This window comes from Streptomyces sp. NPDC026500, from assembly GCF_055567635.1.
Genome location: NZ_JBVHQB010000013.1, coordinates 266,939 through 278,879 on the forward strand (window position 1 = coordinate 266,939; position 11,941 = coordinate 278,879).

At 67.3% G+C, this 11,941-nt stretch carries 11 protein-coding genes and 1 pseudogene; 8 read left to right on the forward strand and 4 right to left on the reverse strand.

The features are described 5' to 3' along the window. Positions 1-635: 635 nt before the first annotated feature. The 4 genes and pseudogenes from ACZ4N5_RS24575 to ACZ4N5_RS24590 all read left to right on the forward strand — a co-directional run bounded on the left by ACZ4N5_RS24575 (position 636) and on the right by ACZ4N5_RS24590 (position 5,051). Positions 636-896, forward strand: a complete 261-nt coding sequence (locus ACZ4N5_RS24575) for a hypothetical protein (protein WP_467759200.1) — start codon at positions 636-638, stop codon at positions 894-896. Positions 897-905: 9 nt separating this feature from the next. Beyond that, a pseudogene (locus ACZ4N5_RS24580) lies at positions 906-1,133 on the forward strand (helix-turn-helix domain-containing protein); the annotation flags it as partial. A gap of 459 nt (positions 1,134-1,592) precedes the next feature. Beyond that, entirely contained in the window at positions 1,593-2,498 is a 906-nt protein-coding gene (locus tag ACZ4N5_RS24585) for a hypothetical protein (protein WP_467759221.1), read from the forward strand. A 2,034-nt stretch (positions 2,499-4,532) separates the two neighbouring features. Then, complete coding sequence (locus tag ACZ4N5_RS24590) at positions 4,533-5,051, forward strand: hypothetical protein (protein WP_467759201.1); 519 nt, start codon at positions 4,533-4,535, stop codon at positions 5,049-5,051. A gap of 547 nt (positions 5,052-5,598) precedes the next feature. On the opposite strand, the gene ACZ4N5_RS24595 is transcribed toward ACZ4N5_RS24590, so the two are convergent. After that, positions 5,599-5,796: a hypothetical protein gene (locus tag ACZ4N5_RS24595; protein ID WP_467759202.1), complete on the reverse strand. Its 198-nt coding sequence runs from the start codon at positions 5,794-5,796 to the stop codon at positions 5,599-5,601. Between the two features lie 226 nt (positions 5,797-6,022). On the opposite strand from ACZ4N5_RS24595, the gene ACZ4N5_RS24600 reads away from it, so the two are divergent. The 3 genes from ACZ4N5_RS24600 to ACZ4N5_RS24610 are packed head-to-tail and all read left to right on the forward strand — an operon-like array spanning position 6,023 to position 7,665. Then, positions 6,023-6,280, forward strand: a complete 258-nt coding sequence (locus tag ACZ4N5_RS24600) for a hypothetical protein (RefSeq protein WP_143605076.1) — start codon at positions 6,023-6,025, stop codon at positions 6,278-6,280. Continuing rightward, entirely contained in the window at positions 6,255-6,788 is a 534-nt protein-coding gene (locus ACZ4N5_RS24605; RefSeq protein WP_467759203.1) for a DUF6879 family protein, read from the forward strand. The genes ACZ4N5_RS24600 and ACZ4N5_RS24605 overlap by 26 nt, the downstream gene beginning before the upstream one ends. Before the next feature lie 25 nt (positions 6,789-6,813). Next, the gene (locus tag ACZ4N5_RS24610) at positions 6,814-7,665 is read left to right on the forward strand and encodes a helix-turn-helix domain-containing protein (protein WP_467759204.1); all 852 of its coding nucleotides are present in this window, start codon (positions 6,814-6,816) and stop codon (positions 7,663-7,665) included. A 79-nt stretch (positions 7,666-7,744) separates the two neighbouring features. On the opposite strand, the gene ACZ4N5_RS24615 is transcribed toward ACZ4N5_RS24610, so the two are convergent. The 3 genes from ACZ4N5_RS24615 to ACZ4N5_RS24625 all read right to left on the reverse strand — a co-directional run bounded on the left by ACZ4N5_RS24615 (position 7,745) and on the right by ACZ4N5_RS24625 (position 10,654). Further along, positions 7,745-9,265, reverse strand: coding sequence for a TerD family protein (locus ACZ4N5_RS24615; protein ID WP_467759205.1), 1,521 nt, complete (start codon positions 9,263-9,265; stop codon positions 7,745-7,747). An 817-nt stretch (positions 9,266-10,082) separates the two neighbouring features. Further along, positions 10,083-10,298 (reverse strand): hypothetical protein, encoded by a 216-nt coding sequence (locus ACZ4N5_RS24620; protein ID WP_467759206.1) that lies wholly within the window; start codon positions 10,296-10,298, stop codon positions 10,083-10,085. Continuing rightward, complete coding sequence (locus tag ACZ4N5_RS24625; RefSeq protein ID WP_467759207.1) at positions 10,295-10,654, reverse strand: ATP-binding protein; 360 nt, start codon at positions 10,652-10,654, stop codon at positions 10,295-10,297. The genes ACZ4N5_RS24620 and ACZ4N5_RS24625 overlap by 4 nt, the downstream gene beginning before the upstream one ends. Before the next feature lie 222 nt (positions 10,655-10,876). Here ACZ4N5_RS24625 and ACZ4N5_RS24630 point away from each other — a divergent pair. Beyond that, a partial coding sequence (locus tag ACZ4N5_RS24630; RefSeq protein ID WP_467759208.1) for a twin-arginine translocation signal domain-containing protein occupies positions 10,877-11,941 on the forward strand: 1,065 nt, incomplete at its 3' end.

The following is an 11,941-nucleotide window of genomic DNA, read 5'->3' on the forward strand; positions in this document are numbered from 1 at the left end:
CGGAAGTACCTGCGCTACTTCCGAGCGGAGACGAAGAATTCCGTCGGCAGGGAGATGCCAACCTGGCGCACCCGATACCGTTACTGCAAGCGCAAGGCCACACCGAAATGCGGAGCCGGGACGCGTCCTTGGCGGAGCCACTCCCTCGGGCGCTTCCGCTTGCGCGAAAGCGCCCGCGAGTGTGCAGCTCATGCGCCAACATGAGTCTGCCTTGCCTCCAGGTCACCGATCGGTTGGAGCCAGTAGCAATCCGGGAGGCGACACCGTCGTTGCGACGAACGCTGTCATCCTGCCGACGGTCTCATCGGTGCATCGGTCAGGCAAGCGCAAACCGGGACAGCACTGAGCTAACTCACCACCGAAAATCGCGGAACCCCCGGCGGGCGAGGTATCAGCACTGCTTGCAGGGGATGTTCGATCGTAGACCACCAGAGGGACAATTCCGGACTGAGGACACTGCTGAGCCAATGGCGAGAGGGGACATTCGGGGGTGTGCCCGAAAGGGAGGGAACCTGCGATGCTCCGGGAGTGAGCATCGCTTGGCGGCGCCAACCGCCTGATGCCCAACCTCAATTGGAGCCAGTAGCCCGTTCGGCGGTCCGCTTGATCTCCGGACGGATCGAGAGGGAGTGCACATGTCTCAACCCGTTTCACCTCCGACCGACACCTCACCGCGCGAGAGCACACCACGGTTCGGCTTCCCTCACGCGAGTGTCATCATTGCCTTCCTGGAAACCGCCGCCTTGCTGGCTGCGCTGCAGATGCCCGTCTCGCAAGTGCTGTGGCTGATCGGTGGCGCCGGATCGATCGGCTCCGGCGTGGTGGTGCTGACCGTTGCCGGAGGAACGCGACGGATCAGCTCAGCCCTCCGCACGCTGCTCAGCCCCGAGCGGTAGGCGCCGATCATGGGGCGCCCCGACAGCCCGGTGGACTACTCCGTTCCCGAACGCGGTGAACTCGCTGCATTTCTGCGCACCCGTAAGGCGACCGCCCAGATCACTCATCAGGCACTGGCACAGCGGACCGGCCTGTCCGCAGCCACGCTCAAGCGGGCAGCGTCAGGAACAGGAGTACCCAAGCTCACTACCGTCGCTGCGTTCATTCAAGGCTGCGGGGCGCCCTCCGGGGAAGACCTGGACCATCTACTGCACCAGGCAAAGGAGTTATGGCGAAGGGCTCGGTACGCATCACTGGTGCCACGCCACGCTCACCGGGTCCCTGAACCGCAGTCCCTCCACACCATCCCCGAGTTCTGCAAAGGGCTGGTAGATCTGCATCTGTGGGCTGGAGCCCCCACCATGAGAGACATAGAAGAAAAGGCCGGCTCCGGCGTGTTGCCCCGCTCGACAGCGCATCGCATAAGCCGGGGCAGTTCGCTGCCCTCTGACGGCAGCCAACTGCGTGGATACCTCATCGCGTGCGATGTGCCTCCGGACCGCCATGAACAGTGGTCAACCGTCTTTGAACGCTTGCGCCCACAGCCCTTGCCGGGCTGCAAGAAGGCAGCAAAACGCTCGCGGTTGGTCGGCGTTCGAACTGGCAGAGGTCGCCCCTGGGCGCCGGTGCGAGCGAGCAGCCCACAAGCTCATGCCGTGTCGGGCTTCCTGCGCGACTGCGTCCAGCAGGTGGGCAAGCCCCTGTCCGCCCTGAGCGAGCCCCTGCGCTGTTCCAAGACACAAATCGCCCGGTACCTGGGCGGCGCCGTTCCACCGCGATGGTTCGTAGAGAACTTGATCTACGTAACCGTGCCGCCTGCGCTTCGGCAGGAACGTCACCGGCAGGCCATGCTCCTATTGAACGCAGCACACAGAGCACTGGAACCTCAGACTTCAAGCGCGGTCAGTATCCTGCGCGGACATCAGATCCAGACGCACCAACTGCTCAACCGGGCATTGGAGCAGCAGAGCCAGCTGAACATGGCGGCAAGCAACTCCGCGAAACTTGTCATGGTGCTCCTGGCAATGGTCAACGAGCTGGAAGAGCGGATTGCCGATCTGTCCAAGGAGCGTGAGCAGCTCCGCAGGATGCGCGTCGTGCCCGACGACGCACTGCGCCGAGCCCAGGAGCAGCTCAACCGGGCCTTGGCACAAGAGGAGCGCGCACGGCAGGAACTGTGGAGCGCTGAGAACAAACGACGCCAGGCTGAAGAACTCGCTTCGACAGTCCAGGCTCAGGTCGACATGCTGACTGAGGAACTCGACCGGCTCCGTGACAGCGCGGTGAACGAGGCCATCGCGCACAACGTGCCGGCTGCACAGCCCGGAATCACCGCGGACCCGGTCGGTGACGACATCGATCAGGCCCTGGCCCGGATTGCAGACGTCAACGACCAGGGCGACCAGATGCTGTGCCACATTGCCCAAGAGCTTTTGTCGGATTCTTCTTCACGAGCGATCCGAGATCGCCGCTATCTGCCTTCCACCACCGAGACGGACAACTCCTTGCCAGCCGATCCCTGCATCAGCCCCGATCGACACCGCCCGCAGCTCTCTGCTTGACGGGGAGGGCTGTGTCCCTCGCGCAAGGTCTGTGCGAGGGACACAGCCAAGGCAGCCCTCTGAGCGCAGTCCGCGCCGCCGTCGACCACGCCGCTACCAACAATCAGCTGCCCCACGCCCTCACCGCCGCCTACGCCGGGCCCGAGCAGTTCGCGGATGCGGTCGTCCACGGTCCCGACCTCCTGGACGACGACACCCTGTGCGGTGGGCCATCGAAGCCGTCCGCGATGAGGGGAGCCGCCGCCGCGGCGCAGATCAGCCCGTCCCCACCGCCGTCACCCTCCCGGACTGGGCCGCTGACCAACTCACCGCACTGGCCGAGGACGACGATTAGCCCGATGGCGTCCGTAGCCCCTGCATCGGGACGCCTGCGACGACGCCAGCAGCTGGAATGCCGAAAGTCGGCTCCAGCCTGGTGTGTCGATGTCCAGGCGCCGTTGTCCGACAACCGATCGGTTCTTGGACGTTGCCCGGGGCATGGCCTGGCAGGAAGTGCACGTGACGGGTGAGCTGCCGGCTGGGGCGCGAGTTGCCGTCCTGTCGCAGGCCCTTCGTTCCCCGGCGGCCGACGCCCGGATCAGCCGAATCCGTGGTATTCCCCCGTCCACCCGCGAGAAGATGCCCGCATCCCGTCCCAGGAGCCCTACGCCAGTGGACATGCGGGAAGAAGCCCGAGCCCGCCTCGCCCAGAACCTCGCTGATAGGACGAGGGTGCTCAGAGATCACCTTCAACATGGAGGGACACCAGTCGCAAGCAGCGCCGGTGATCTCGTTCTGCAGGAACCCATGCCTCCAGAGCCTTGGGCGGTCGATCAGATCAAGGTGTACTTCCCGGCGCCGGATGGAGACTTCGTTCTCACAGATCGGACGCTGTACTACCGGGACCCGCGTGGCACGGTCTACGCGTTGCCTCTGTCTTCGATCAGCGGATGGCGACAGAAGCGATCCGATCGCTATGAACACCTGGCACCACGCCTGCAGCGGCGAATTTTGGAGATCGAGGTCAGCACGTCCGACGGCAGGCAATACCTGATTGAGTCGGGCAAGATCTTTGCTCGGCAGATCCCGCCGGACGGGCAAGATCCGCCGTCGCGGGAGGTGACACCGTGCAAGAAGTCGCCGTGCCGCGGCCGTTTACCGGCAGCGAACTCGGAAAGCCCCGCCGAGATCTCCAGGCCGAGCTCGAGGCGGCACTTGATCGCCACGGTCCGATGCGGATCACCGGACCTCGGGCGGAGTGAGACCCGCACGGCTGGGTGGCGCGTACACAGCCGTGCCCATCTCGGTCTGCTGCCACGACTTTGGGATGCTCACGCTACTTCGCGCCCAAGGCGGTGCCGGACGGCGCAGGATTGGTGGGCGGGCGAGCCGTGACACTGTTGGCTGGGATCTGACGGCTTCGCGTCGGCGGGTGATCTCGATCGTGTACCCCGGGGTGAAGCGTCGGCTCGGCTCTTCCCGGATCGGCATGATGGTCGGATGCTGCACTCCGACACCCCGCCGCCGACGCAGCCGGACCTCTGCCCCTTGTGCATGATGCTCAGGATGGACGGGCCGGTTCCAGACTCGATCGGCCGGTACTCGCTGGCCTACGGCTCGCAGTACCGCTGCTCAGCGTGCGATGCATGGCTGTGCGCGGGCTGCGGCGACAGGCCCGTGGCAGGCGCAGGTGTTCGCTGCGGCGTGTGCTCTGTCCCGCAGGAGTCAACGGGTCCGCAGGTTTTCCGTCCCCCTGTCGTGCTCCCCGGGCCGGTGAGCGAGGCGCAGTGCATCCGGATGTTGAAGACCAAGGCGCGCCGCTGTTCGAGCGGGTCGACAGACTGGCCCGCGATCCCGGGAGAGCCGGCGCCCGTTGCTGCCTGTTGGACCCACCTCAGCGAAGAGGAGCGCGAGAACTGCACCCGGGCACGAGGCCTCAGGAGCGCGGAACGGGCGAGGATCTGGGCAGAGGGAGAGCCGGAACGGCAACGCCGCGCTGCCGAAGCCGATACCGAACGGCGCGCGCGGCTGGCAGCATGTCCGTGCGACGAGCAGTTGCCCGAAGAAGTGGGAACGTACTCCGCGGACTACGCCGCCCCGAACCGCTGCAAGGGGTGCGACTCCTGGCTGTGCGGGTCGTGCGACCGGGTACGCGTGGCGACCGAGGGTGCTCAGTGCGAGACCTGCCGCCCACAAGCCACGGCACCCGTACGGAACAGCGATCACGCAGATGAGGACGGCCCCTACTACCGGATCACAGTGGGTGGCCTGGAATGCTTCGAGATGGCGATGCGCCTGTTGATCCGCGCGGGGGCACACAACGGGGGCAGCCCCCGCGTATTCGCGGTACACCTCCCGATCTGCGACAGCCAGATGGAAGCACTGGAGGCCCTGAAAACGTTCGACCATGGCTCGGACGCGGGGAGCATTGAGGTGGAGCTGGTGCCCGAAGGTGCGAAGGCGATGGTGGACCCGGGTCTGCCGGAGCCGGACCTGTCCGGCCTGGGGGACATCGACAGCTGGTGGTACTCCAACGGATACCCGGCCGACGACAAGAGGCGTCGGCTGCAGTGAGCCGGGTCAGAGCCAACTACAACGCGAACGTCCTGTTCGGCGCCCGCGGCGGCTCCTTCGTGCTGGTGGCGTTCGCGAGGAAGCTTAGGCCGCGCGCAAGAGGCCCCGGCCGGGTCGGCGTCCGGTCGGGGCCTGGGCCCACCCGCCCGAATGGGCTGGGTGCCGGGGGGTCTACCGACTTGTGCGGCTGTACGGGTGCCAGCGCCCGCCGTGCCGTCCTTCGGAGGGTGTCCAGGCCGTTCGGTGCAGAGGATGCCGCCGAATTGGGTGCTCGGCCCCGCAGCAGCCGACGAGGCAGCGGGCGTGACGGGGCAGGGTCGTCTTGCTTACCAGATCTCTCCTGCCTGCGACGGGCGCCGGGGTCGCCTCGGGCAGTCGGGCCCGCACTCGTACACCTCGATGCTCAGGTCGTGGGCGCCACTCATCCCGGCGGCGCGGCCGGCTGACCGGGCGCCGCGCGTGAGTTGGGTGTTGCACCAGCAGCAGGCGTGTCCCGAGTACTGAGCCGCGTTCAGTCTGCGCGCGGGTGGCGGCATCGGCATCCAGATCATGGCCGGTCGGCGAGCGGAATCAGGCCACGCTGTTCCCGGCAGGGCGCGCACGCGTACAGGGCGATGGGCGGGGCGCTGTTGCGCTCGATCGCGTCCACCAGGATCGCGATCTCCGACGGGCCTTTGTGCCAGTGGCACCAGCGGTGACGCTGCGGACTGTCGGTGGTGCTCGCGGTATGCGTAGGCTGCGCCATGTCGACTCCAACCAGTCGGCCATCCCCGGGACCGTTCGTGCGGTCGCCGGGCTTTGTCGTGCCTCCTGACGCTAGAGACGTGATGTGTAGCGCTGCCAGGCTTGTGCACCGTTGTGCGCCTGAACGACCGGCTAGGGGACAAGGCTGGTTCGCGACCTTGACCAGCCAGCCCGTGCAGGTGACGTTGGTGCACATCAGTGCACGCACCATCAGGGGAGGAAAAGCCATGGCCTTACTGTTCATCGGCATCGACCCGGAGACGGGACAGAGCGGGTCGCCCACCGCGTGGGTCGACACCGAGACCGCCGACATCGTGTTCCAGAGCTACACCGCGGATGCCAAGACCCGAGAGCAGTGCCAGGAGAACACCGCGCCCGGACACGACAAGGGCATCCCCGACCACGAGACCGTCATCCGAATCCCCGTCCAACTCGTCCCGCTGCTGAGGGAGGCCTGCGATGCCGCAGAACGAGCTGCGCTTTAACGATCTCCTCGAGGCCGCCCAACACTCCGCCGTGCACCTGGAGATGCGCGACTCCTACGGTGTCGGCGACGAGGAAGACGACTACCAGCAGTGGAAGAAGACAGGCCGGCGCGACGCCGACCCCGGCTCCGCCTACTGGGCGCCGTGGGTCGACCTGATCCAGCGGACCACCGCCCGCGGCGTCACCGTCCGGCGGGCCCGTGTCGTCTCCGAACCGGTCACCGACTACATCCGGTACGAGCACGCAGGCGCCGGCGTCAACGTGCACGCAGGCGAACAGGTCCGCTGGCTACCCCGCAGCCAGGCCGTCGACCTGCTGCTGCCAGGCTGCGACCTGTGGATCTTCGACGGAGCCCTCGCACTGTTCAACCACTTCACCGGCGACGGCGACTGGGCTGACCCCCCGCTCGAACTCCGCACCGAACCCGGCATCGTCAAGCAGTGCACCGACGCCTTCGAGATCGTATGGGAACGCGCCACCCCACACGACCAGTACGAGATCCACTGACAGGAAGCAACGGACAGGCCGGCTCATGCCCCTCTCACCTTCGTCCTCGGCCCAGGCCGCGCGCGAAAGCGTAGCCGCGCAGCTGCGCGCCATCCGCAAGGACGCCGATCTGACGGTCGCAGAGCTGGCCAGCCTGTGCGGCTGGCATCACGCCAAAACGTCGCGCATCGAGAACGCCAAGACCCCGCCGTCACCGACCGACATCCGCCGCTGGTGCGCCACCTGCCGAGCCGAGACACGCGCCGACGACCTGGTGGCCGCGTCCCTCAACGCGGAGTCCCTGTACACCGAATGGCGACGGCGCACCCGCATGGGCCTGCGGCAGCTCCAGGACAGCTACATGCAACTGTTCCGCTCCACCGGACTGTTCAGGATCTACTCGCCGACCCTCGTGCCGGGACTCCTTCAGACGGAGGGCTACAGCCGCGCCGTGCTCAGCAGCAACGCCCGCCTGCTCGACATCCCAGACGACGCCGAGAGCGCCGCAGCCGCACGCGTCGAGCGGTCAAAGGTCATCCACGAGCCAGGGCACCGGTTCGTCCTCGTCATCGAAGAGGGCGTACTGCGCTACCAGCTCGGGGATCAGGACACGATGGCGGCCCAGCTCGGCTACCTGCTCACGGCTGGCGCGCTCCCATCGGTGTCGCTCGGCATCATCCCCGACGCCACCCCGCAGCGGATCCTGTGGCCGCAGGAGCTGTTCCACGTCTACGACGACACTCTCGTCTCCGTCGAGTTGCTGTCCGCGCAGGTCAACATCACGCAACCCGGTGAGATCGCCTTGTACCTGGCCGCGTTCGAAGAGCTGCGCAGCATGGCCGTGTACGGGGCCGAAGCGCGCGCCCTGGTCGTGAAAGCCATCGAAGCTCTGCGCTGACCCGGACATGCCGATGTGTTTACCCCTCCGCGTGGAGAGACGGGCCAACGTGCCCGCTGACAGGCTTTTCAGACGCCCTCTATTCGACGTTGACGCCGTGGGCTCGGGCGAGTCCGTCGAGTCCGTCGGCCCAGCCCTGGCCGATGGCGCGGAGTTTCCACACGGCTTGGCCGTTGACGTTGTGCCGGTACAGCTCGGCGATGACCATGGCGCGGATGTCCGGGTCTGCGGGTGGGCTGAAGGTCCAGCCGGTGCCGGTCACGCATTCCATGGCCAGGGCGGCGTGGGTGAGTGATCCGCATGTCAGGCCGGTGTCGACGTCCATGTTGATGGCGACGGCGACACGTTGCACCCGGTCGGGCAGGGCGGACAGATGGATGACGGCGCGTTCGACGGTGTGCGGGCCTTGCGCGTGTTTGCCCAGGAGCCGTGCGGCACCGTCGGCGGTGGAGGGCTGGTTGTAGAAGACGAAGTCCTCGTCACCGGCCACCCTGCTGTCGTTGCCGGTGAGGAAGAGTGTGAGGTCTGCGTCCGCGCCGGCGAAGGTGAAGGCGATGTTCAGCCCCTGCCAGGCTTCTTCGGGCAGAGCGAGGGTCTGCCCGGCCACGAGGGGAGACACCGTGGTGGGCGGCAGCTGGGGTGCGGGTGGCGGCTCGGCCAAGTGACCGTGCTTCCATTCGGTAAACGGCCTGATCCGGTATGGGTCGGCGGTTACGGTCCGGTCGTCGGGTGGGGTGTTGCCGCTCAGGGTGCTGTCAAGGCCGGCGAGGGACGGCTCACCGGATTCCGGTTCGTCGTGCGCGTGGTCCAGGAGTTCTTGGAGGCCCGGGATACGGGCGGTGTCCAGCGGCTTGAGCGTGCTGGAGAGGTTGCCGGAGGCGGTGGTGGTGACCGAGCAGGCGACGTCCTGCTCGATGTCCAGGAAGCGCAGCGCGTCCTCGGGTTCGCGCCATGGGGTGGTCTCGATCGCCTGGCGGGTCCAGCGGCCGTAGGCGACGAATCCGAGTCGCTGGGTGTCGGGCAGGCGGGTCAGCACGGCCAGGTCGATGGCGGTGATGCCGGGTGCGGTGGCGAAGCCCTCCTTGAGGGTGGCGACCACGTTGGAGCCCATGGCGGTCAGCCACCACAGGAGCCGGTCGCGTTTGGTAAGGCTCTTCAGAGCCGGGCGGCCACTCGAGGTGAGCCCGGGTGTCTGAGTCGGCATCGAGTCGAAGTCCTGATGACGCATCAGAACGGACAGGACCGAACCATCCACTCCGAGCGCGCAACCGGCCGCAGGGTTGTCCGCGAATGCGGCATTCACCGCTTCACAAACGGTGCCCTCGTCGTGGGTGAGCAGCGCCTGCCACCAGTGCCCGGCTTCATCTGTCAGCTGTTCACGCACCGCGCTCAGGCGGGCTGACTCGGCCGCCAGATATGCGGGAGCATCGAGCTCCGCTCGCTGTTTGGCCCCGGCCCGCTCCGCACGGGCCAGCCACCCCACACCCTGCAAGTGAAACGTCTGGGCCTCGGCCAGCGCCCAGGGCAGACCCAGCTGCGGAGCATCCCCGATCACCGGCGGATGCGCGCTGGGAAAGGACTGCAAATGGACGCTGGTCATCTGCCGCCTCAACTCCCGCAACTGCGCGATGGCCGCATCCCGATCAGCCTCCTGCTGAGCCCTCTCTGCTTGCCGGCGAGCGCGCTCCAGCTGCGCGGCGGAAGGGGCGACCGACCGGGACTGCGTGGTCCGGCGGGTGCTGGTCGTGGTCCGCCGGCTGCCTCTGAGGGAACTCGAGGCGTAGAAGGGGCCGAGTCCCGTCGACATCCGGGCACCGCCGCTGCCCACACTGATCCTCGCCGCCCGCGGCCCGACGGAGGTCCTCACCCCACGCGTCGAGACACGCACGCTCATGCCCGGAACACCAACACGAAACCCGAATCCCACGGCCCACCCCTCTCACTTGGGGACACAGTGTGGCACCGGCCCCGGCAGCGAGTGGCCGTGCCTCTCATTGCGGCTTCTGCGGGAATTCCTGCCCGCCCTCTCGGCAGGTCCTCACCGCTCTCATAGGACAAGGCGTGCCTGGCCGTCCCGAGAGTGCATGACGAGCTCGTGTGAGGGCCCCAGCCGACCCGAACGGATCGGCATCGTCACCCGTCTCCTCACAGAGGGGAGCCAGTTGGGTCAGGTGGCCTCTACACCGTGAGGGGTCCGGATGCGCGGGAGCTGGACAATCCGGGGCCGGGTGTCCATCCGCTCCATCGCGCGCTCGTGCATGACGAGCAACGCCTCTCGCCCTCATCGCTCGTGATCTCGCCGAAGCGGGTCACCTGGGTCCCCGTGCGGGGGCAGCGGAAGCAGGAGCCCATCTCGTACTCGTACGCCGCGATCAGGACGCCCAGACGATCCGTGGGGGAGGGTTCGGGTGAGGAAGTCACCAGCCCAGCTCCTTGCGCTGCCTGAGCCGCTCCTCGCGCGTGATCGTGATCTTCAGCCGCTCAGGGCCTGGGGCCGTCCACGTGAGGGCCCGCGCATACACCTCGCGAAGGACGAACGTCCCACCCTTCACATCGGTGACGATGCCTTCCTTGTCGGCGTCCTCGTCCCATACCTGGTCGCCCACCCACGCCGTCCGCTGCTCGTCGCTCACTGGGCCGGCTCGATCTTCATCTCGGCCCAGACGGTCTTGCCCCACGGGTGGAGATCGGTGCCCCAGCGGTCCGAGAGGGCATCCACCAGGACAAGGCCACGGCCGCGGATCTGGTCGCCGTTCGAGTCGGTCCGCAGCTTGGGGACGGTCCGGGAACGGTCGACGACCCCGAGACGCACCCAGTTCTCGGTGGGCCGGGCGACGATGACGCGGATCGAGGGGAGGCGCGCGTGGTCGACCGCATTGGAGACCAGCTCGGTGATGACGTTCAGCGCGTCCTCGACCAGCTCCTCCTGGTGCCACGCCGCGAGGGCGATACGGACCAGGCTGCGCGCCACGCCCGCACTCTCCGGCACGCGATCGAGCGTCTGCGAGTATCCGGGGTGCCCGGTTGGGTGCGGTGTCGCTGTCACAGTCATCAGGACCTCAGGGGGTGCGGGTGTGATGTGGTCATGCCTGAGTGAACGGGTCTGGACCGCCGAGAGGCAGGAAAAATCGGTGCGCTGCGCATCGAGCAGTACCGGAAATTTCTCCCCGTCCCTGCTCGCGGACAGGGGTGCACTCCCTACCGTGGGTATGTGGACGGCAACGAGCGCTTCATCAGCGCCATGGACGAGCGCGGCGTGACTCAGGTCGAGTTAGTGGACGCGGTCAACACCCGTCTCATCTCGGCCGGGCACGAGGGCACGGTCAGCGACCGGACCGTCCGCAACTGGCTGACCGGAAGGACCAGGTGGCCCCACCCCCGTCAACGCCAGGCGCTGGAAGCAGTATTCGGATGCACGGCCGAGGAGCTGGGCTTCAGCCTTCCGGCCCGGAACCGTCCCGCCACCGAACCGGAGTCACCTGTGGACCGCAGGAACTTCCTCACCGCCACCACCGGAACTGCCGCAGCCGTGGTGCCGTTCGTCGGTGTGCCGCCTCAGGTCGGCACCTCCGACGTCATCCGGCTCCGTTCGGGCCTGGATGCCCTGATGGCCCTCGACCGCAGCAGAGGCGGCCACGAAGACCTGGAGCGGGCTGCGTTATCCGGAGCCGCCGAGGCACTGGAGAAGCAAAAGCTCGGGGCCACCCAACGAATCCGTCACAGGCTCTTCTCCGTGGCCGCCGACTACACCGCCACGGCCGCCTGGAGTGCGGTCGACGCCCGGCAGATGGACCGTGCCTCCCAACTCCTCGGCCGGGCCCTGTACCTGGCCGGGATGGCCAAGGACCCCATCGCCGAGATGCGCGTCTGGAACAGCTACGCGATGCTCGCCCACCACCGGGACGAGCACGCCGAAGCCGTTGACGCCGCCTATGCGGCCCAGGGAACCGTCATCGCCCGGCGTCATTCCTTCTACAGCTCCCTGGCCCACGCCCGTACGGCTATCGGCTATTCGAACCTCGGCGACCGTCAGGCCGCCCTGCGGTCCCTGGGGCACGCTCAGGACGCTTTGGGTAAGACGGAGATGGACGAACCCAAGCCGTCGTGGGTGGCCTTCTACGGGCCGGCTGAATTGCTGGCCATGACCGCGATCGTCCAGGACCGGATCGGGGACTCGGTCAACTCCGAGGCCGCCTCGCACAGGGCCCTGCGGACGATCCCGAAGGAGTTCCGCAGGAATCGCGCCCTGGCCACAACACGGCTCGCTCTGGCCCAG

Coding starts and splice junctions, on each gene's coding strand:
- ACZ4N5_RS24575 (WP_467759200.1), top strand. CDS start 636: ATGTCTCAACCCGTTTCACCTCCGACCGACACCTCACCGCGCGAGAGC.
- ACZ4N5_RS24595 (WP_467759202.1), bottom strand. CDS start 5,796: ATGGCGCAGCCTACGCATACCGCGAGCACCACCGACAGTCCGCAGCGT.
- ACZ4N5_RS24600 (WP_143605076.1), top strand. CDS start 6,023: ATGGCCTTACTGTTCATCGGCATCGACCCGGAGACGGGACAGAGCGGG.
- ACZ4N5_RS24605 (WP_467759203.1), top strand. CDS start 6,255: ATGCCGCAGAACGAGCTGCGCTTTAACGATCTCCTCGAGGCCGCCCAA.
- ACZ4N5_RS24610 (WP_467759204.1), top strand. CDS start 6,814: ATGCCCCTCTCACCTTCGTCCTCGGCCCAGGCCGCGCGCGAAAGCGTA.
- ACZ4N5_RS24615 (WP_467759205.1), bottom strand. CDS start 9,265: ATGACCAGCGTCCATTTGCAGTCCTTTCCCAGCGCGCATCCGCCGGTG.